The 19,226-nt window shown below is 65.0% G+C and carries 17 protein-coding genes; 8 read left to right on the top strand and 9 right to left on the bottom strand.

What is annotated here, in order from left to right; translation table 11 throughout:
- Nucleotides 1-10: 10 nt before the first annotated feature.
- The 5 genes from E8E95_RS04885 to E8E95_RS04865 form a co-directional block, all read right to left on the bottom strand.
- Complete coding sequence (locus tag E8E95_RS04885) at nt 11-1,861, bottom strand: Na/Pi symporter (protein ID WP_280348577.1); 1,851 nt, start codon at nt 1,859-1,861, stop codon at nt 11-13.
- Between the two features lie 130 nt (nt 1,862-1,991).
- On the bottom strand, nt 1,992-2,330 hold the full coding sequence (locus E8E95_RS04880) for a multidrug transporter (protein ID WP_077524114.1): 339 nt from the start codon (nt 2,328-2,330) through the stop codon (nt 1,992-1,994).
- 72 nt (nt 2,331-2,402) lie between these two features.
- A complete protein-coding gene (locus tag E8E95_RS04875) occupies nt 2,403-2,981 on the bottom strand; it encodes a lysophospholipid acyltransferase family protein (protein ID WP_280348574.1) in 579 nt (192 codons plus the stop codon).
- 62 nt (nt 2,982-3,043) lie between these two features.
- The gene (gene mutM / locus E8E95_RS04870) at nt 3,044-3,856 is read right to left on the bottom strand and encodes a bifunctional DNA-formamidopyrimidine glycosylase/DNA-(apurinic or apyrimidinic site) lyase (protein ID WP_280348573.1); all 813 of its coding nucleotides are present in this window, start codon (nt 3,854-3,856) and stop codon (nt 3,044-3,046) included.
- A 25-nt stretch (nt 3,857-3,881) separates the two neighbouring features.
- Nucleotides 3,882-4,694: an HDOD domain-containing protein gene (locus E8E95_RS04865; RefSeq protein ID WP_280348610.1), complete on the bottom strand. Its 813-nt coding sequence runs from the start codon at nt 4,692-4,694 to the stop codon at nt 3,882-3,884.
- 231 nt (nt 4,695-4,925) lie between these two features.
- Between E8E95_RS04865 and E8E95_RS04860 the strand changes: the two genes are divergently transcribed.
- The 4 genes from E8E95_RS04860 (at nt 4,926) to E8E95_RS04845 (ending at nt 10,287) form a co-directional block, all read left to right on the top strand.
- Nucleotides 4,926-6,122 (top strand): class I SAM-dependent rRNA methyltransferase, encoded by a 1,197-nt coding sequence (locus tag E8E95_RS04860; RefSeq protein WP_280348571.1) that lies wholly within the window; start codon nt 4,926-4,928, stop codon nt 6,120-6,122.
- 259 nt (nt 6,123-6,381) lie between these two features.
- Nucleotides 6,382-8,223: a dihydroxy-acid dehydratase gene (ilvD, locus tag E8E95_RS04855; RefSeq protein WP_280348569.1), complete on the top strand. Its 1,842-nt coding sequence runs from the start codon at nt 6,382-6,384 to the stop codon at nt 8,221-8,223.
- Nucleotides 8,224-8,413: 190 nt separating this feature from the next.
- Nucleotides 8,414-9,781 (top strand): nucleobase:cation symporter-2 family protein, encoded by a 1,368-nt coding sequence (locus E8E95_RS04850; RefSeq protein WP_280348567.1) that lies wholly within the window; start codon nt 8,414-8,416, stop codon nt 9,779-9,781.
- Between the two features lie 38 nt (nt 9,782-9,819).
- Entirely contained in the window at nt 9,820-10,287 is a 468-nt protein-coding gene (locus tag E8E95_RS04845; protein WP_280348565.1) for a metallophosphoesterase family protein, read from the top strand.
- 114 nt (nt 10,288-10,401) lie between these two features.
- Here the strand turns inward: E8E95_RS04845 and E8E95_RS04840 are convergent, their stop codons facing one another.
- A complete protein-coding gene (locus E8E95_RS04840) occupies nt 10,402-10,914 on the bottom strand; it encodes a dihydrofolate reductase (protein WP_280348563.1) in 513 nt (170 codons plus the stop codon).
- Between the two features lie 308 nt (nt 10,915-11,222).
- Here E8E95_RS04840 and E8E95_RS04835 point away from each other — a divergent pair, with 308 nt between their 5' ends.
- The 4 genes from E8E95_RS04835 to E8E95_RS04820 all read left to right on the top strand — a co-directional run bounded on the left by E8E95_RS04835 (nt 11,223) and on the right by E8E95_RS04820 (nt 16,513).
- Nucleotides 11,223-12,761, top strand: a complete 1,539-nt coding sequence (locus E8E95_RS04835) for a nucleobase:cation symporter-2 family protein (RefSeq protein ID WP_280348562.1) — start codon at nt 11,223-11,225, stop codon at nt 12,759-12,761.
- Nucleotides 12,762-12,859: 98 nt separating this feature from the next.
- The gene (locus E8E95_RS04830; RefSeq protein WP_280348560.1) at nt 12,860-14,257 is read left to right on the top strand and encodes a DUF2868 domain-containing protein; all 1,398 of its coding nucleotides are present in this window, start codon (nt 12,860-12,862) and stop codon (nt 14,255-14,257) included.
- The gene (locus E8E95_RS04825) at nt 14,250-15,620 is read left to right on the top strand and encodes a GTPase/DUF3482 domain-containing protein (RefSeq protein WP_280348558.1); all 1,371 of its coding nucleotides are present in this window, start codon (nt 14,250-14,252) and stop codon (nt 15,618-15,620) included. Before E8E95_RS04830 ends, E8E95_RS04825 begins: the two co-directional genes overlap by 8 nt.
- A gap of 161 nt (nt 15,621-15,781) precedes the next feature.
- A complete protein-coding gene (locus tag E8E95_RS04820; RefSeq protein ID WP_280348556.1) occupies nt 15,782-16,513 on the top strand; it encodes a hypothetical protein in 732 nt (243 codons plus the stop codon).
- A 63-nt stretch (nt 16,514-16,576) separates the two neighbouring features.
- Here the strand turns inward: E8E95_RS04820 and E8E95_RS04815 are convergent, their stop codons facing one another.
- The 3 genes from E8E95_RS04815 to lgt are packed head-to-tail and all read right to left on the bottom strand — an operon-like array spanning nt 16,577 to nt 19,217.
- Nucleotides 16,577-17,575, bottom strand: a complete 999-nt coding sequence (locus E8E95_RS04815; RefSeq protein WP_280348554.1) for a ribonuclease T(2) — start codon at nt 17,573-17,575, stop codon at nt 16,577-16,579.
- A 47-nt stretch (nt 17,576-17,622) separates the two neighbouring features.
- Nucleotides 17,623-18,417: a thymidylate synthase gene (locus E8E95_RS04810; protein WP_280348553.1), complete on the bottom strand. Its 795-nt coding sequence runs from the start codon at nt 18,415-18,417 to the stop codon at nt 17,623-17,625.
- Nucleotides 18,417-19,217 carry a prolipoprotein diacylglyceryl transferase gene (lgt, locus tag E8E95_RS04805; RefSeq protein ID WP_179058577.1) on the bottom strand — a complete coding sequence of 267 codons (801 nt, stop codon included), beginning with the start codon at nt 19,215-19,217 and terminating at the stop codon, nt 18,417-18,419. Before lgt ends, E8E95_RS04810 begins: the two co-directional genes overlap by 1 nt.
- Between the last annotated feature and the right edge of the window lie 9 nt (nt 19,218-19,226).

The following is a 19,226-nucleotide window of genomic DNA, read 5'->3' as shown; positions in this document are numbered from 1 at the left end:
GGGCCTCCCTTCAGGACAGCCGCTCTCCTTCCAGCACGATCAACGCCTCGTCATCCTGCTCCAGCCGCCGCAGCTCGCGGAACAGCAACTGTCCTTCACCCAGCATCATCACGTTGCGAAGGCTCTGGAAGATCCGACTGGCATAACCCAGATCGTTCATCAGGGAACTGGTCATCAGGCCATCCAGCTCGCCACTGCGCACCGAATTGAACAGCCGGGTACGGAAGCTGCCATCGAAGGTCGCGGCCTTTCCGTCCAGCCAGGCCAGGCGCTCGTTCCAGGCCTGCTCCGGCAGGTCGGAACGGCCCAGCTCGCGCAGCTCATGAAGCATCGCCAGCAGGTGGCGACGCAGGTCCACGTAGGCATCACGCAAGGGCGACGGTTCCTGGTCCAGATAGCGGCCGAGGTTCTTCTGCAGATGCTTGGCATCCTTCACCGCATCCACCAGTTGCAACGCAGCCAGTTGGCAACTGACCCAGAACTGCTGATGCGCTTCGTCCAGAGGCAGGTCGAGTCGGCCCATGAAGCTCAGCAGATCGCCGTACACACCCTTGATATGCCGCTGGTAGAGCGCTTCCGCATCCAGATGATGGCGCTCCGGCCGGGCCTGCAGCAGGCGCTCGTCGCCTTGCGCCTTGGCCAGTTGATCCACCGGTAGATAGAGCGCGTGACAGATCACCTCCATGCTCAAGCGCCCGAGATGGCGCAGCTCGCGCACCACGGCACTCGCGGCGGCATCCACCGAGTCCAGCGCGCGTTCGTTGAGGTAGCGCGCCCGTGTACGCAGCAGCTCCTCCGGCCCGGCGGCCAGCTCGGTGATCAACACCTGGGGCTCTTCGCGCTCCGGCAACCAGCGCACCAGCCAGTGTGCGAGACGCTCCTGAAGCGGCCAGAACAACAGCACCCCCATGGCGTTGATCAGGCTATGGAACATGGCCAGCTGGATCAGCTCGTTGTCGCCCAGCCCGGTGAGACCGGCGATCCGATCGACCAGCCAGCTCAATGGCCCCAACAAGATGAAAGCCAGGCTGCAGGTGACCACGTTGAACAGCACATGGGCCAGCGCCAGCCGCTGTCCACTGCGGTTGCCGCCGAGGGAGCCCACGAAGGCCGTGGTGACGCTGCTGCCGACGTTGGAGCCGATGGCGATGGCGAACCCCTGGGCCAGGTCCAGCTGACCACCTGCCAGGGCCGCCAAGGTCAGCATCAGGGTCGCGTGGCTGGATTGCAGCACCACGGTCACCAGCAACCCCACCAGGGCGAATAGCAGGCTACCCATCAGCCCTTCCGCCTGGTAAGCGGTGAAGTCGAGGCCGTCGCCGAAACTGGAGAAACCGTCCTTGATCTGGTCGATCCCGAGGAAGATGAAGGCAATGCCGAGAACGATGCGTCCGGCGGCCTTGCTCTTCTCACCCAGGAAGCCACCGAGGACGCCGAATACCAGCAGCGGCAGCGCCAGCGGGCTCAGGCTGAGGTTCTGCCCCGCCAGGGCCAGCAGCCAGATGCCGCTGGTAGCCCCCAGGTTGGCGCCAAAGAGGATGGCGATGCCGCCGGCGAGCTGGATCAGCCCGGCACTGATGAAGGCGATGGTAAGCAGCGACACCAGCGTGCTGGATTGCAGCAGCAAGGTGCCGCTGATGCCGAACATCAGCCCCTTGAAGTTGGTGGAGGTGCTGCTGGCCAGCAGTTGCTCGAGTTTGCTGCCGGCGAGTTGGCGTAGCCCCTCTTCCAGGCACTGCATCCCGAACAGGAACAGCGCGAGACCGGCACAGAGTTCCAGCCAGCCGGAGCTGAACCAGAAGCTCAACGCCAAGCCGATGGTGGCCAGGATGAGCAAGACGATGCGGGAGTAGTGCTTCACAGGCGGTATTCCTTCACCAGACACAGCCCAGCTATTACCCGATGCGGCCGCCAATCGGCAACCCGTACGGTGCCCCGAAAACGCCGACGGCCCCGAAGAGGGGCCGTCGCGATGGAGCCGCAGGAAGGGATCAGTCTCGCTGGTAACCGCTTATGGTGCAGCCCAGGCAGCGCACGAAGGCCTCTCTGCCCGGCTCGACAACCAGCGCATTGGCCGCATCCTCGACATTACCGCCCAGAGCGGAGAACGGCAGGCTGATGATGAACAGGCCTGCGCCGATCACGGTGGCACCGATCAGCAGCGGGCGGGCGATCAGGATGTCACCGGCCATGCTGTAACCGCTGGGGGCATTGGCGGTGTACATCGGGTCGCCGCTGACATTTTCCTGTACCACTTCCGCATTAGCCGGCAGCGCCAGCAGGCCAGTGGTCAGCGCCAGGACAGCAGCGGTTGTGCGGAGCAGGTTCATACGGGCGATCCTTCAGATAGTGGTGTACGAAAAACTATAACAGCGCATGGCACATTGGCAGCGTGACGGCCTTCAATCGCCATTGAAAGCGTAGTCGGGTTTTTTCGGCACGTAAGGACGGTAGAAGGCCAGCAATTGGCGCAGATCGGCCTGCTCGTCGCCGGTGGTGTAGAACGGCTGACCGAGCACCACCCGGCGATTGACGTAATCCAGGGCCGCCGGCACCACCGGCACGTCAGCCCCACGGGCGATGTGGTAGAAGCCCATCTTCCAGCGCTCCACTCGCTTGCGGGTGCCTTCAGGCGAGATCACCAGCATGAACTCGCGGCTCTCGCGGAAGCGTTCCACGGCCTGCTCCACCATGTTGAGTTTCAGGTGGCGATGGATCGGCACGCCGCCCCAGCGCTGCATCAGCCCCGCAAAAGGCCAACGGAAGATGGTGTGTTTGCCGAACCAGCGGGCATTCAGGCGCAGCACGAACTTCACCGCGAGGAACAGCACGAAGTCCCAGTTGGAAGTGTGGTGGGCGCCGATGATCACGAACTTGTCGAGTGGCGGCAGGCGCCCTTCGATGCGCCAGCCCATCAGGCGCAGCAATCCGTGGCCGATCGCTTCAGCAAAGGGATTGCGGGGCAGATAATTACCGTACATGGAACAGACTTCTTTCTTGTTATACGAATGCTCGACGCCGAGTCTGGCGACCCGGCGAGGGATTAGCGTTGGCAGCGCGGACAGTAGACGCTGGCGCGCTGGCCCAGGCGGACTTCCCGCAGGGTCGAGCCGCACTGCTTGCAGAACTCACCCGCGCGGCCGTAGACGAACAGCTCCTGCTGGAAGTACCCCGGCTTGCCGTCACCGCCTACGAAGTCGCGCAGCGTGGTACCACCACACTCGATGGCTTGCGCGAGGATGCGTTTGATCTCCTCGGCCAGTTTCAGGTAGCGCGCCCGCGAAATGGTGCCCGCTTCGCGGCGCGGGTCGATCCCGGCGGCGAACAGCGCCTCGGTGGCGTAGATGTTGCCGACCCCGACCACCACGGCGTTATCCATGATGAAGGGCTTCACCGCCATGCTGCGGCCACGGGAGAGCTGGAACAGGCGGTCGCCGTCGAACAGCCCGGTCAGCGGTTCCGGCCCCAGGTGACGCAGCAGTTCGTGGTTGAGCGGATCGTCGCTCCAGAGCAGCGCGCCGAAGCGACGTGGGTCGGTGTAGCGCAGGGCCATGCCCGACTCCAACTCGATATCCACATGCTCATGCTTGGCCGCTTCCAGCCCTGCTTCCACCAGGCGCAGGCTGCCGGACATGCCGAGGTGGCTGATCAGGGTGCCGACCTCGGCCTGCAGCAACAGGTACTTGGCGCGCCGCTCCACCAGCAGGATGCGCTGGCCGGACAGGCGCACATCGAGGTCTTCGGGAATCGGCCAGCGCAAACGGCGCTCACGCACGATCACCCGGCTGACTCGCTGGCCTTCGAGGAAGGGCGCAATTCCACGACGGGTAGTTTCGACTTCGGGTAATTCAGGCATCGGAATCTCGGTACTCGGTCGCGGCTCAGCTCACGCCAAGCTCGCGGATGCTTTCCTTGAGGTTCTCGAAGTCGTACTCCGACAACCCGACATAGTCCAGCACCTGCGCGCGAATGCTCATCCACTCGTAATCCTCTGGCTGGTTGCCCAGCACCAGGTGAGAGGCACAGATGTGCTCGGCCATCTTGAGGATGGCCAGCAGTGTCTTGAGCTGGGCATCGCGAGCGGAATCGTCGGTGAAGATCGACAGTGCGTTGTGGTGGTTGGCGATGGCTTCGCAGAGATGCTCCGGCAAGCGCCAGGAGCGCGCCGTGAAGAAGCCGACCACGGCATGGTTGGTATTCAGCAGGCGATTCTCGGTGTCCACCACGCGACGCTCGGGGCCTGCACTGGCGTAGGCCTCTTCCAGCACCATCATGTAGTTGGGGAAGCGCTTGAGCATCAGCGGGATGCCGCAATTGTGGAACAGGCCAAGGGCATAGGCCTCGTCGGCCGACTGGTAACCGATGCGCTTGGCCAGCGTCAGGCTGGTCATCGCGACGTCCTGGGCGGTGTCCCAGAAGCGATTCAGGGTAAGGATGGTCTCATCGCTCATTTCGCCCTTGATCGACTGCGCATTGATCAGGTTGATCACCGTGTTGCAGCCGAGCAGGTTCACCGCCTGCTGGATCGAGGCGATGCGGTTGGTCAGGCCGAAAAAGGGCGAATTGACGATCTTCAGCAGCGCGCCGGACAGGCCCGGGTCCTGGCTGATCAGGCGGGCGATGGACTTCAGGTCCGGGTTGGGCATGACCTGCTCCATTTGCAGGTCGACCATGATCTGAGGTTGCGGCGGCACACTGATGCCCTGCAGGACCTGACGGATCTGATCTGCGGATAGTTCTTGAGCCATGGGAATGAGAGAGAAGTTTGACCGAGTCGACAGTCTACCCGGTTGCACCAATCACTTGCTCGGGATTTCCAGGCATTTTCCGACCATCGTGCCAGGTCGCCTGCAGCACCGCCGGGCGGCCCCCGGAGCCTGCGCGGGCTGGGGTATAATCCCCGCCTTTTTTCCGGAGAGCGACACATGTCCCTGCCCAGCCTGCGCCTCAAAGCCAACGCCGATCGACGCCTGCGCGCCGGCCACCTGTGGGTCTACAGCAACGAAGTGGACGTGGTCGCCACCCCGATGAACCTCTTCCAGCCGGGCGACCAGGCCATCCTCGAAGCCGCTGGCGGCAAGCCCCTGGGCGTGGTCGCCATTTCGCCGAACAACCTGATCTGCGCCCGCCTGGTGTCCCGTGACATCAAGCACAGCCTGGACAAGTCCCTCCTGGTGCATCGCATCAACGTCGCCTTGAGTCTGCGCGAGCGCCTCTTCGACAAGCCCTTCTACCGCCTGGTCTACGGCGACTCCGACCTGCTGCCGGGCCTGGTGGTGGACCGCTTCGGCGATCACCTGGTGGTGCAACTTGCTTCCGCCGCCATGGAGCGCAACAAGGACGCCGTGCTCGACGCCCTGGTGCAGGTCCTCAAACCTCGCGGCGTGCTCTGGAAGAACGACTCCAGCGCCCGTGACGCCGAAGGCCTGGAGCGCTACGTGGACACTGCCTTCGGTGTGGTGCCCGAGTGGGTCGCCCTGGAAGAGAACGGCGTGAAGTTCGAGGCCCCGGTCATGGAAGGCCAGAAGACCGGCTGGTTCTACGACCACCGCATGAACCGCGCGCGCCTGGCGCCCTACGTGAAGGGCAAGCGCGTCCTCGACCTGTTCAGCTACATCGGCGGCTGGGGCGTGCAGGCCGCGGCCTTCGGCGCCAGCGAAGTGTTCTGCGTCGACGCCTCCGGCTTCGCCCTCGATGGCGTGGAGCGCAACGCGACCCTCAATGGCGTGGCCGAACAGGTCACCTGCGTGGAAGGTGACGTGTTCGAAGCCCTCAAGGAACTGAAAGCCGCCGAAGAGCGCTTCGACGTGGTCGTCGCCGACCCGCCCGCCTTCATCAAGCGCAAGAAGGACCTGAAGAACGGCGAGGCCGCCTACCGCCGCCTCAACGAGCAAGCCATGCGCCTGCTGAACAAGGACGGCATCCTGGTCAGCGCCTCCTGCTCCATGCACCTGCCGGAAGACGACCTGCAGAACATCCTGCTCAACAGTGCCCGCCACCTGGATCGCAATATCCAGCTGCTGGAGCGCGGCGGCCAGGGCCCGGACCACCCGGTACACCCGGCCATCGCCGAGACCCGCTACATCAAGAGCCTGACGGTCCGCCTGCTGCCGAACAGCTAAACAGCTCCGCTCAGCATCGGGCCGGCCACCGCGCCGGCCCGACCGCCAGCCTTTCCCTGCCGGCCGGGCCCGGCGTAGAATCGGGCCATTCCTCGCCAACCATCCTCCGGCGGGCCAGTGAGCTTCGGCCGAGCGAGCGGTGACCCCGCCCCGCCTTCCGGCCACCACCGACCGAATGGCCATCTGCCGTTTGCATCCGGTACGTTCCGCGCTCACGATGAGACTCTTATTGATACCTGATTAGCCGCAGGAAACCGTCATGCCCGATTACCGCTCGAAAACCTCCACCCACGGCCGCAACATGGCCGGCGCCCGCGCCCTGTGGCGCGCCACCGGGATGAAGGACGAGGACTTCAAGAAGCCGATCATCGCCATCGCCAACTCCTTCACCCAGTTCGTGCCCGGCCACGTGCACCTGAAGGACCTGGGCCAACTGGTCGCCCGCGAGATCGAGAAGCACGGCGGCGTGGCCAAGGAATTCAACACCATCGCCGTGGACGACGGCATCGCCATGGGCCATGACGGCATGCTGTACTCCCTGCCGAGCCGCGAGATCATCGCCGACTCCGTGGAATACATGGTCAACGCCCACTGCGCCGACGCCATCGTCTGCATCTCCAACTGCGACAAGATCACCCCCGGCATGCTGATGGCCGCCCTGCGCCTGAACATCCCGGTGGTCTTCGTTTCCGGCGGTCCGATGGAAGCCGGCAAGACCAAGCTGGCGAATCACGGCCTGGACCTGGTCGACGCCATGGTGGTTGCCGCTGACGACTCCTGCTCCGACGAGAAAGTCGCCGAGTACGAGCGCAGCGCCTGCCCCACCTGCGGTTCCTGCTCCGGCATGTTCACCGCCAACTCGATGAACTGCCTGACCGAGGCCCTCGGCCTGGCGCTGCCGGGCAACGGCTCGACCCTGGCCACCCACAGCGACCGCGAGCAGCTGTTCCTGCGCGCCGGCCGCCTGGCCGTCGAGCTGTGCCAGCGCTACTACGGCGAAGGCGACGAGTCCGTGCTGCCGCGCAACGTCGCCAGCTTCAAGGCCTTCGAGAACGCCATGACTCTGGACATCGCCATGGGCGGCTCCACCAACACCATCCTGCACCTGCTGGCCGCCGCCCAGGAGGCGGAGATCGACTTCGACCTGCGCGACATCGATCGCCTGTCGCGCAAAGTGCCGCAGCTGTGCAAGGTGGCGCCGAACATCCAGAAGTACCACATGGAAGACGTGCACCGCGCCGGCGGCATCTTCAGCATCCTCGGCGAACTGGCCCGTGGTGGCCTGCTGCACACCGACGTGCCCACCGTGCACAGCCCGAGCATGGCGGACGCCATCTCTCAGTGGGACATTACCCAGACCAATGACGAAGCCGTCCACACCTTCTTCAAGGCGGGCCCGGCAGGCATCCCGACCCAGACCGCGTTCAGCCAGTCCACGCGCTGGGACACCCTCGACGACGACCGCGCCGAAGGCTGCATCCGCAGCGTCGAGCACGCCTACTCCCAGGAAGGTGGCCTCGCGGTTCTTTACGGCAACATCGCCCTCGATGGCTGCGTGGTGAAGACCGCTGGCGTGGATGAATCCATCCACGTGTTCGAAGGCAACGCGAAGATCTTCGAAAGCCAGGACAGCGCCGTGAAAGGCATCCTCGCCGACGAAGTGAAGGCCGGCGACATCGTGATCATCCGCTACGAAGGCCCGAAAGGCGGCCCGGGCATGCAGGAAATGCTGTACCCGACCAGCTACCTGAAGTCCAAGGGCCTGGGCAAGCAGTGCGCCCTGCTCACCGACGGCCGCTTCTCCGGCGGCACCTCGGGCCTGTCCATCGGCCACGCCTCGCCTGAAGCCGCTGCTGGTGGCGCCATCGGCCTGGTGGAGGACGGCGACCGTATCCACATCGACATCCACAACCGCACCATCCAGCTGCTGGTCAGCGATGAAGAGCTGTCCCACCGCCGCCATGTGCAGGACAAGAAGGGTTGGAAACCGGTCGCGCCGCGTGCGCGCAAGGTGACCACCGCGCTCAAGGCCTACGCCCTGCTCGCCACCAGCGCCGACAAGGGCGCGGTGCGCAACAAGGCGATGCTGGACCACCTGTAAGCTCCGGCAACGAAAAAGCCCGGCAAATGCCGGGCTTTTTGCTTCTTGTGGGGGCGATTTCAATCGCTGGGCGGACCGAAGGCCCGCCTGTTGTCCCCTTGGGGCAGCTGCGCCGCCCTTTGCGAATGAATTCGCCCCCACAGGACATCAGCGCCGCAGTAGAATCGCCGCTTTTTTGCGGTCGATCGCCATGACTTCACTGGAAAAGCCCCCCGTCCCCGAGGCTCGCAACGAGCTGCTCTACGGCCTGGAAGACAAGCCGCGCCCGCTGGCTGCCCTGCTCGCTGCGCTGCAGCACCTGCTGGCCATCATCGTTCCCATCGTCACCCCCGGCCTGCTGATCTGCCAGGCGCTGGGTGTCTCGGCGCGGGATACGAACCTGATCGTCTCCATGTCCCTCGTGGTATCGGGCATCGCCACCTATGTGCAGTGCAAGCGCTTCGGGCCGTTTGGTGCGGGACTGCTGATCGTCCAGGGCACCAGCTTCAACTTCGTGGGCCCGCTGATCGCTGGCGGCGCGTTGATGGTCAAGCAAGGCACACCGGTTGAAGCGGTGATGGCCGCGATCTTCGGCGTGGTGATGGCCGGCGCCTTCGTTGAGATGGGCATCTCCCGCGTGCTGCCCTTCGTGAAGCGCCTGATCAATCCGCTGGTGACCGGCATCGTGGTACTGATGATCGGCCTGACCCTGATCAAGGTCGGCCTGATCAGCATGGGCGGCGGCTTCGGCGCCATGGCCAACGGCACCTTCGCCAATGGTGAGAACCTGCTGCTGTCGGGCACCGTGCTCGGCGTGATCCTGCTGCTCAATCGCATCCCACTGGTGTGGATGCGCAGCTGCGCCATCGTCATTGCACTGCTCGCAGGCTACGCCCTGGCCGCGTGGCTCGGCCGGCTCGACTTCAGCGGCCTGCACGACGCGCCGCTGGTCCAGGTGCCGGTACCGCTGCATTTCGGCCTGGGCTTCTCCTGGTCCCTGTTCGTGCCGATGCTGGTGATCTACCTGGTCACCTCGCTCGAAGCCATCGGCGACGTCACCGCCACCAGCAAGGTTTCGCGCCAGCCGGTGGAAGGCCCGCTGTGGATGCAGCGGATCAAGGGCGGCGTACTCGTGAATGGCGCCAATTCCCTGCTAGCCGGCCTGTTCAACACCTTCCCCAGCTCGGTCTTCGCGCAGAACAACGGCGTGATCCAGCTGACCGGCATCGCCAGCCGCCACATCGGTCTGTGGATCGCCCTGATGCTGGTGCTGCTGGGCCTGTTCCCGGCGGTAGCCGGCGTGCTGCAGGCCATTCCCGAACCGGTACTGGGTGGCGCCGCCATGGTGATGTTCGGCGCAGTCGCCGCTTCCGGCATCAACATCCTCGCCGGCACCACGCTGGATCGCCGCGCGCTGCTGATCATCGCCGTGTCCCTGGCATTGGGCCTCGGCGTATCGCAGGTGCCGGAATTCCTCGCCCATATGCCGGCAGCCCTGCGCAACATCCTCGAATCCGGCGTCGCCACCGGCGGCCTCTGCGCCCTGCTGCTGAACTGGTTCCTGCCGGAATCCCGCTAAGTGGCAGAATGGGTCCCATCACTCGATGGGACCCAGCCATGACCTCCCTCCGAATCGGCCTGATCTCAGACACCCACGGCCTTCTCCGGCCCCAGGCCCTTGCGGCGCTTGAGGGGTGCGACCATATCCTCCATGCCGGCGACATCGGCACGCCCGAAATCCTGGACGTCCTGCGTCAACTGGCGCCGCTGACTGCGGTGCGCGGCAATAATGACGTGGACGCTTGGGCCGACGTTGTACGCGACGTCGAAGAGCTGTGGCTGGGAGAAACGGGTATCTATCTGGTGCACGACCAGGCGGACATCCCCGCTGATTTGAAGGAGCGTGGATTCAGCGTAGCGGTCACAGGGCATTCCCATAAACCGCTGATTACCGAGCGCGCCGGCCTGGTGCACGTGAATCCGGGCAGCGCCGGACCGAGGCGTTTCAAGCTGCCGGTGTCAGTGGGGTTTCTGCTGATAGAGAAAGATGAGGTGCGAGCGGAGTTGCGGGAGCTACAGATCTGACGGACCAATCGCACTGTAGGTTGGGCAGAGCGCAGCGAAGCCCAACACCTGGCCCGCGATGTTGGGCTTCGCGTTGCTCAGCCACAACCTACCAATCTGGATTGGTCTGGGACCTCAGCGCTTTTCCCATACTTCGAAGGCGTAGGCCGGCGTGTCCGTCGTCGCCTCGTGCTCGATGCTGGAGGCCAGGCGCCAATCCTGCTGCGACACTTCAGGGAAGAATGCATCGCCTTCCGGAGCCAGCTCCACGCGGGTCAGGTAGAGGCGATCGGCGTGGACCAGGCCCTGGATGTAGAGCTCGGCACCACCGATCAGCATCAGCTCTTCGGCATCTTCCTCGCGCGCCCAGGCATCAGCGCGCTCAATGGCGGCCTCCAGGCTGGGGAAGACTTCCGCGCCTTCCAGCACCAACCCTTCCTGGCGGCTGACCACCAGATTGAGCCGGCCCGGCAGCGGACGCCCCAGGGAGTCCCAGGTCTTGCGGCCCATGATGATCGGCTTACCGAGGGTCATGGCCTTGAAATGCTTGAGGTCCGCCGGCAGATGCCAGGGTAGTTGGTTGTCGCGACCGATCACGCGATTCTGCGCGAGGGCGGCAATCAGGCAGAGGGGTAGGGTCTTTTTCATGGCGGCGAGAATACCGATTGCCGTCCCGGAGAGAAAGCAAACGGAGGTTTGGGCATCCCTGGAATCGGTTTCCGGCATGGCCTGTGCATACCTGAAATCGCCGACTCAGCGGACAGCCTCCATTCGTCGACAATCATTTTTCTGACCACATGGTCAGCTACGTGTTCTGCGTTTTTAGGAGAATTTGCGTGATCTTTTGCTGGAAATAGGCGAAAAAGATCGCCTAAAAAATTGTATACAAAGCACTAGTCAATGGACCGGATAATTGTCTACAGTTGCCAGCACAATAACAAAACCGAGAGCCCACCATGACAGTCCCAACCGCAAGTCCGTCTCCGGTGCAACGACCGGAAGATGAAAACCTCGGCATTGGAGCCAACCTCGCCTATGGTCTGCAGCATGTGCTGACCATGTATGGCGGAATTGTCGCGGTACCCCTGATCATCGGCCAGGCCGCCGGGCTTTCGCCCGCGGACATCGGCCTGCTGATCGCAGCCTCACTGTTCGCCGGTGGCCTGGCCACCTTGCTGCAAACAATCGGTCTTCCCTTCTTCGGCTGTCAGCTTCCGCTGGTGCAAGGCGTGTCCTTTGCCGGCGTGGCGACCATGATCGCCATCATCGGCAGTAACGGCGCCGGCGGCATTCCAGCCGTACTCGGCGCGGTAATCGCCGCCTCACTGATCGGCCTGCTGATCACCCCGATATTCTCGCGGATCACCAAGTTCTTCCCGCCGCTCGTGACCGGCATCGTGATCACCACCATCGGCCTCACCCTGATGCCCGTTGCGGCACGCTGGGCGATGGGCGGCAACAGCCAGTCGCCGGAGTTCGGCAGCGTGGCCAACGTCAGCCTGGCCGCGTTCACCCTCGCCACCGTGCTGCTGCTGAGCAAGCTGGGCAGTGCCAGCATCTCGCGCCTGTCGATCCTCCTGGCGATGGTCATCGGCACCGTGACGGCGGTGTTCTTCGGCATGGCGGACTTCTCCAAGGTGCTTGAAGGCCCGCTGGTAGCCATGCCCTCGCCGCTGCACTTCGGCATGCCGGAATTCCACATCGCGGCGATCCTGTCGATGCTGATCGTGATCATCGTGACCCTGGTGGAAACCTCGGCCGACATCCTCGCCGTCGGTGAGATCATCGGCACCAAGGTGGACTCCAAGCGCCTCGGCAACGGCCTGCGCGCCGACATGATTTCCAGCTCCCTGGCCCCGCTGTTCGGTTCCTTCACCCAGAGCGCCTTCGCCCAGAACGTCGGCCTGGTAGCCGTCACCGGCGTGAAGAGCCGCTACGTGGTCGCCACCGCCGGCCTGATCCTGGTGACCCTCGGCCTGCTGCCGGTGATGGGTCGCCTGATCGCCGCCGTGCCCACTTCGGTACTGGGTGGCGCTGGCGTGGTGCTGTTCGGCACCGTCGCCGCGTCGGGCATCCGCACCCTGGCGCAGGTGGACTACCGCAACAACATGAACCTGATCATCGTCGCCACCTCCATCGGCTTCGGCATGATCCCGATCGCGGCGCCGACCTTCTACCACCACTTCCCGGCCTGGTTCGAAACCATCTTCCACTCCGGCATCAGCTCGGCCGCAATCATGGCCATCCTGCTGAACCTCATCTTCAACCACCTGAAGGCCGGCAACTCGGACCAGCAGTCGGTGTTCGTCGCCGCCAGCGAGCGCACCCTGCGCTACCAGGACATCGCCGCCCTGAACGAGGGCGACTATTTCCGCGACGGCAAGCTGTACGACTGCGACGGCAACGAAGTGAAAGTGGTGTCCGAACATGACGACCATCACGACGCGCCATCAGCACCCCGGGTGAAGGTGGCAGCCAGTTCCCATAGCCACTGACAGATGAAGGCCGGCGCCCAGCGCCGGCCTTCTCTTTTGATGATGGGGCCGCTTCCAGCGGTTATTCTCAACGCTCACCCTTGGCCAAGAAGCCCTTCGTGAGCGAACCCAATCCAGCCTCCTTCCCTTCCCTTTCCCGACTCGACCGGCTCTGGCTCACCGAGGCCATCCGCCTGCGCGAAGAACACGCCGGCCCTCTCGAAGACACCGAAGCCAACCGCCGCGCCAATGCCGCCGGCGGAGACCTCGCCACACGGATCGAATCCCGTGCCCTCTGGCTGGCCCAGCGCGACGGGCCGTTCCAGGCCCTGCAGCACTGGCGCCAGGGTGCACGACTCGCCGGTCTGGTGCTGCTGCTGCTCGCCCTGGTCAGCGGCGCGGGCCTGGCGGTTGCCGCGCTTGGCGATGGCCAACGCCCGGTCAACCTGTTCTGGGCATTGGGCAGCCTGCTCGGCCTGCACGTACTGATGCTGCTCGGTTGGGCCCTGTCGTTTTGTTTCGGCAGCAGCGCCAGCGTGCTGGGTCGCATCTGGCTTTGGCTCAGCGGCAAGCTCGCCCGCGACGCCCAGGCTGCACACCTGGCCCCCGCACTGCTCCTGCTGCTGCAACGCCAACGTCTGACCCGCTGGGGCCTGGGCACCCTGGTTCACGGCATCTGGCTGCTGACCCTGGGCAGCGCCCTGGCGGTCCTCTTCCTCCTGCTCGCTACCCGTCGCTACGGTTTCGTCTGGGAAACCACCATCCTCGGCAGCGACACCTTCGTCTTCCTCACCCAGGCCCTCGGCGCACTTCCCAGCCTGTTCGGTTTCAGCCTGCCGGATGCCGCAACCATTCGCGCCAGCAGCAGCGTGGTCGGCGACGATGCCGCGCGTCAGGCCTGGTCAGGCTGGCTGCTGGGGGTCACCTTCACCTACGGCCTGCTACCGCGCCTGCTGCTGGGCCTGTTCTGCTTCTGGCGCTGGTCACAAGGACACGCGCGCCTTGGCCTGGACCTCAGCCTGCCTGGCTACAGCTTACTGCGCGAACGCTTGCAGCCCGCCAGCGAGCGCCTGGGCGTTTGCGATGCCGCCCCGGCCGAACTGGTCGAACCCCGCGCCGGCAGCCTGAACGGTGTCAGCCAGGGCGCGCTGCTGGTGGCGATCGAACTGGATGATCGCCGCCCCTGGCCGCCGCCCTTGCCCAAAGGTGTCGGTGACGCTGGCGTGCTCGACAGCCGCGAACAACGCCAGCGTCTGCTCGACCAGCTCAGCCGCTTTCCGCCAGAACGTCTCGCCGTGGCCTGCGACCCTCGTCGCTCGCCGGATCGAGGCACCCTGGCATTGATCGGCGAACTGGCGCGCAGCGCGGGCCAGATCCGCATCTGGCTCCTGCCACCGCCCTCAGGCGAGGTCCTGGATAGCCAGCGCCTGGAAGATTGGCACCAGGCACTCGACCGCCTGGCCCTGACCCACGCCCAGGGGGCTCCCCTGCACTGGCTGGAGACCGGCCATGACTAAGCCCTTGAAGCTCGCCGTGGTGGGCCACACCAACGTGGGCAAGACCTCCCTGTTGCGCACCCTGCTACGTGATCGGTCATTCGGCGACGTGTCCCATCGCCCCAGCACCACCCGCCATGTGGAAGGGGCGCGCCTGTCAGTGGACGGCCAGCCATTGCTGGAGCTTTACGACACGCCGGGCCTGGAAGACGCCATCGCCCTTCTCGATCACCTGGAACGGCTGGATCGCCCCGGCGAACGCCTGGATGGCCCCGCCCGCCTCGCCCGTTTCCTCGACGGCAGCGAAGCACGCCAGCGTTTCGAACAGGAGGCCAAGGTGCTGCGCCAACTGCTGGCCTCCGACGCCGGGCTCTATGTGATCGACGCCCGCGAGCCGGTGCTGGCCAAGTACCGCGATGAGCTGGCAGTGCTCGCCATGTGCGGGCGACCGCTGCTTCCCGTGCTGAACTTCGTCGCCAGCGAGAACCACCGTGAAGCCGACTGGCGCGAGGCCCTCGCCCGTCTGGGCCTGCATGCGCTGGTGCGCTTCGACAGCGTGGCGCCGCCGCTGGATGGCGAAGAGCGGCTCTACGACAGCCTGGCCCTGCTGCTGGAACGCGCCCGCCCGCAGCTGCAACGGCTGGTGGACGATCACCAGGCGCAACGCCGGTTGCGCCTGGAAGCAGGTAGCCGCCTGATCGCCGAACTCCTGCTGGACGTCGCCGCCTGCCGCCGCAGCGTGCCGGCCCAGGAAGCCGCCCTCCAGGCGGCCACCGAGGCACTGCGCCAGCAGGTGCGCCAGCGTGAGCAACGTTGCGTGGAGGCCCTGCTGCGCCTCTACGCGTTCGCTCAGGACGACGCCGCCACCAGCGACCTGCCGCTGCTGGGCGGCCGCTGGGGCGACGACCTGTTCAACCCGGAAACCCTCAAGCAACTGGGTGTGCGCCTGGGCGGCGGCATGGCCGCAGGAGCGGCGGCCGGCGCCAGCGTCGACCTGCTGGTGGGCGGCCTCACGCTGGGTGCGGCAGCAGCGCTCGGAGCCATCGCCGGCGGTGCCTGGCAGACCTTCGGCCACTATGGCGAACGGCTGCTGGGCAAGATCAAGGGACAACGCGAACTGACCGTGGACGACGCCATCCTGCACCTGCTGGCCTTGCGTCAACGGCAGTTGCTGGCGGCGCTCGACGCGCGTGGTCACGCGGCGTTCGAGGCGGTGCGCGTCGACACGCCGGAGGCAAGGCAGTGGCAGGAAGGCAAGCTGCCGGCGGTGCTGGGCAAGGCCCGCGCCCATCCGGAATGGTCGTCGCTGAATCCGGGCGCCGAGCTGGAGCAGGCGGAGCGCCAGGGACAGGTAGCGACCCTGGCCACTGGCCTCATGCCCTGACGACATACCGGCGGCAAGGACTTACCGAAAACCCTCCGCTCCCGTAGGATTGGCCCGCCGCTCCAACAGGGCCCACCGCCAGAATGCACGGTGCCGGCAAGGGGCCAGATTCCCCGCCCCAGCGCGCCCGACACAAAAACAAGAACCGGGAGAGATGGATGATGCGCAAGTTGTTGATGCTGTTCTGCCTGCTGAGCCCGCTGGCCTGGGGTAGTGAGCAGGATGCCCGGCACCTGGGGGAGCTGAGCAGCCATGGCCGCCTGCTCTGCGCCAGTGCCATGGTCTACTTCAATCCCCAGGAGCGCGAGCCCGACCCCCGCGCCCTGAAGGCGACCTTCTACCACCTCAACACCCTGAACCGGCTCATCGTCCAGCTCGGTAGTCCGGCGTCGTTGCAGCGTCCGGTGCAGGCCATGGAAAAGTTGTTCAATACACTCGACGGCCTGCCGCGCGATCAGGCGCCCCGCTTCCCGGAACTGGTAGGCCAGCTGTTGGAGCAGGAGCGGGGCCTGGAACAAGCCGCCCAGGCGCTCTCCGCGAACATGAAGCAGGACCCAGCCAGCGACCCCGGAGCGCCGTTCAACGCCCAGAGCCAGGCGCTGGCCAGCGTGCTGCTGGACTATCAGCTCCGCGCCTATCCGTTGCCCAACAAGCTGGACTTCGCCTTGCCCGAAGCGCAGGCGGCAGGCCTGGACGCCGACATCGAACAGCGCTTCGACCAGTTGCTCACTGGCCATCCGGAACACGCCGAGGTGCTGGGCAAGGCCCGGACCAATTACCGCTTCGTGCGCGCCCAGCTACAGCAAGGCGGGGGCCGCACCCATGGCGGTGCCGAGTTCTATCTCAGCCGCGCGGCCGACGATCTCGACGAGCTGGCGGCGACCCTGAACTAAGCAGCGACCCGCACCAACCGAGCTGCCGAGGGGGCTCCCCGAAGCAGCTCGGCGCACACCGGCTCAGCGGCCACCGGCTTCGATCTGGATGCGATCAGCACGGCATTCGCTGCGATCCCGCGCGCGACTCGCGGCGAACTGCCCATCGACGACACCGACCAGGCTGTCAGCCTGCTTCAGCTCACGGGGCAGGGCGACACGAATCTCCTGCAGGTACTGACCGCTGCAAATGAGCAGGAAGTTGTTCTGCGCATCGCGGCTGCCAAAGTCCTTCTCCACGCGCTCGTAGAAGAGGCGTTTAGAAATCGCACCGCCGATGTTGGCAACGATGTACTGGCCCGCCGCCGACTGGTCCAGCTGGCGCACCAGGTCCACCGCGCGGCGGAAGTAGGCGTCGTCGTCCATCTGCCTCTGGCAGACACCGTGCTTGTCCCACTGGTAACGGCCGAAACTGGTGCCGTAACGGAAGTTCGGCATCCACGGGCGAACGTAGGCCAGTGTGTCCGCGCTGAGTTTGAGATCAGGCCCGGCGCAGTGGCCGTAGCGCGTGCCGCAGGATTGTCGATTGGGCCAGAGGCCATGCAGGGTCAGGTGGGAGATTTGCAGCTCACCGGACTCCAGGCCCTCGCATTCGGGCTTGCTGCCCTTGAAGGAGGCGTGCTCGCAGAAGCCCGGCTGCCAGGTGGCCGCCAGCACATAGCCGTCGTGCTGGTCAGGCAGGCTGCAGATGTCGCCGCCGCTTTCGGTCTTCGCGGGCTTTCCGGTATTGAACACCAGCCCCTCAACGGCCCCGCAACCGGCCGCAACCCAGCGCAATGGCGTGTCACTGCCCGGAATGCGGATTCGCAGCCAGTCGTAATCGCCCTTGTTGACCTCTACCACTTCGTAGCGCTGGCCCGGTTCTAGCTTGAGGTCGTCCGGATTGCTCTGCTTGCGAATGGACTGGAACGCCTCGCAACGCTGGCTGGCGACGAAGCTGCCCTGGGCAGGCTCGGCCCAGACAGCGAAGGACGGCCAGAGGCCGAAAAGCCCCGTGAGCAGGGCTGCAAGCGGGGCTTTCATGGTGACTCCTGTCAGCGGAAGACCGGGGCGTTTGCCGCCCCGGCGGATCAGACGGCGACCGGCGCCTTGATGTGCGGATGCGCCTGGTAGCCCACCAGCTCGAAGTCTTCGAACTTGAAGGCGAACAGGTCTTTCACGTCCGGATTGATCTTCATGGTCGGCAACGGCAGCGGCTCGCGGGTGAGCTGCAGGTCGGTCTGCTCGATGTGGTTGGCGTAGAGGTGGCAGTCGCCGCCAGTCCAGATGAACTCGCCCGGCTCCAGGTCGCAGACCTGGGCCACCATCAGGGTCAACAAGGCATAGCTGGCGATGTTGAAGGGCACGCCGAGGAAGATATCGGCGGAGCGCTGGTACAGCTGGCAGCTCAGCTTGCCGTTGGCCACGTAGAACTGGAACAGCGCGTGGCAGGGCGGCAGGGCCATCTCGTCCACCAGGGCCGGGTTCCAGGCCGAAACGATCAGCCGGCGCGAGTCCGGGTTCTTCTTGATCATTTCCACTACTTTGGCGATCTGGTCGATGGACTCGCCATTGGGAGCCGGCCAGGAGCGCCACTGGTAGCCGTAGACCGGCCCGAGGTTGCCCTCTTCGTCGGCCCATTCGTCCCAGATGGAGACGCCGTTGTCCTTCAGGTACTTGATGTTGGTATCGCCCTGAAGGAACCACAGCAGCTCATGGACGATAGATTTCAGGTGGCACTTCTTGGTGGTCACCATGGGGAAGCCTTCGGCCAGGTCGAAGCGCATCTGGTGGCCGAACACGCTATAGGTGCCGGTGCCGGTGCGGTCGCTCTTGAAGGTGCCGGTCTCGCGCGCACGGCGCATCAGGTCGAGATACTGTTTCATCAGACGACTCCTTGGGCTGCCTGGCGGCGATGGGCCCAGACAATCAGGGCGATGCCGCCGAAGATCATCGGCAGGCAGAGGATCTGGCCCATGGTCAGCCAGCCGAAGGCCAGGTAACCGAGTTGGGCATCCGGTACGCGGACGAACTCCACCGCGAAGCGGAAAAGGCCGTAGAACAGCGCGAACATGCCGGAAACGGCCATGGTCGGGCGGGGTTTGCGCGAATAGAACCAGAGGATGGCGAACAGCGCCACGCCTTCCAGCGCGAACTGGTACAGCTGCGACGGATGGCGCGGCAACTGCGCCGGGTCGGTGGGGAAGATCATCGCCCAGGGCAGGTCGGTGGCCTTGCCCCAGAGCTCGGCATTGATGAAGTTGCCGATACGGCCGGCGCCCAGTCCGATGGGGACCAGCGGCGCGATGAAGTCCATCAGCTGGAAGAAGCTCTTGTTGTTGCGCTTGCCGAACCAGAGGGTGGCCAGCATCACGCCGATCAGGCCGCCGTGGAACGACATGCCGCCCTTCCAGACTTCGAGGATCAGCAGCGGATTGGCGATGTACGCCGACAGATCGTAGAACAAGACGTAACCAAGACGACCGCCGGCGATGACGCCGAGGGCGACCCAGAACACCAGGTCGGAGAGTTTTTCCTTGCTCCAGGTGGGGTCGAAGGCCTTCAGGCGGCGCGAGGCCAGCCACCACGCACCCCCGATGCCGATGAGGTACATCAGGCCGTACCAGTGGATCTTCAGCGGGCCGATAGCCAGCGCTACCGGATCGATCTGGGGATAAGCCAGCATCACAGCTCC

This window comes from Pseudomonas sp. BN414 (genome assembly GCF_029871275.1).
In the GTDB taxonomy this organism is placed as follows: domain Bacteria; phylum Pseudomonadota; class Gammaproteobacteria; order Pseudomonadales; family Pseudomonadaceae; genus Metapseudomonas; species Metapseudomonas resinovorans_C.
Note: the sequence above shows the minus strand (reverse complement) of the source record. Positions and strands in the feature narration are given on the sequence as shown.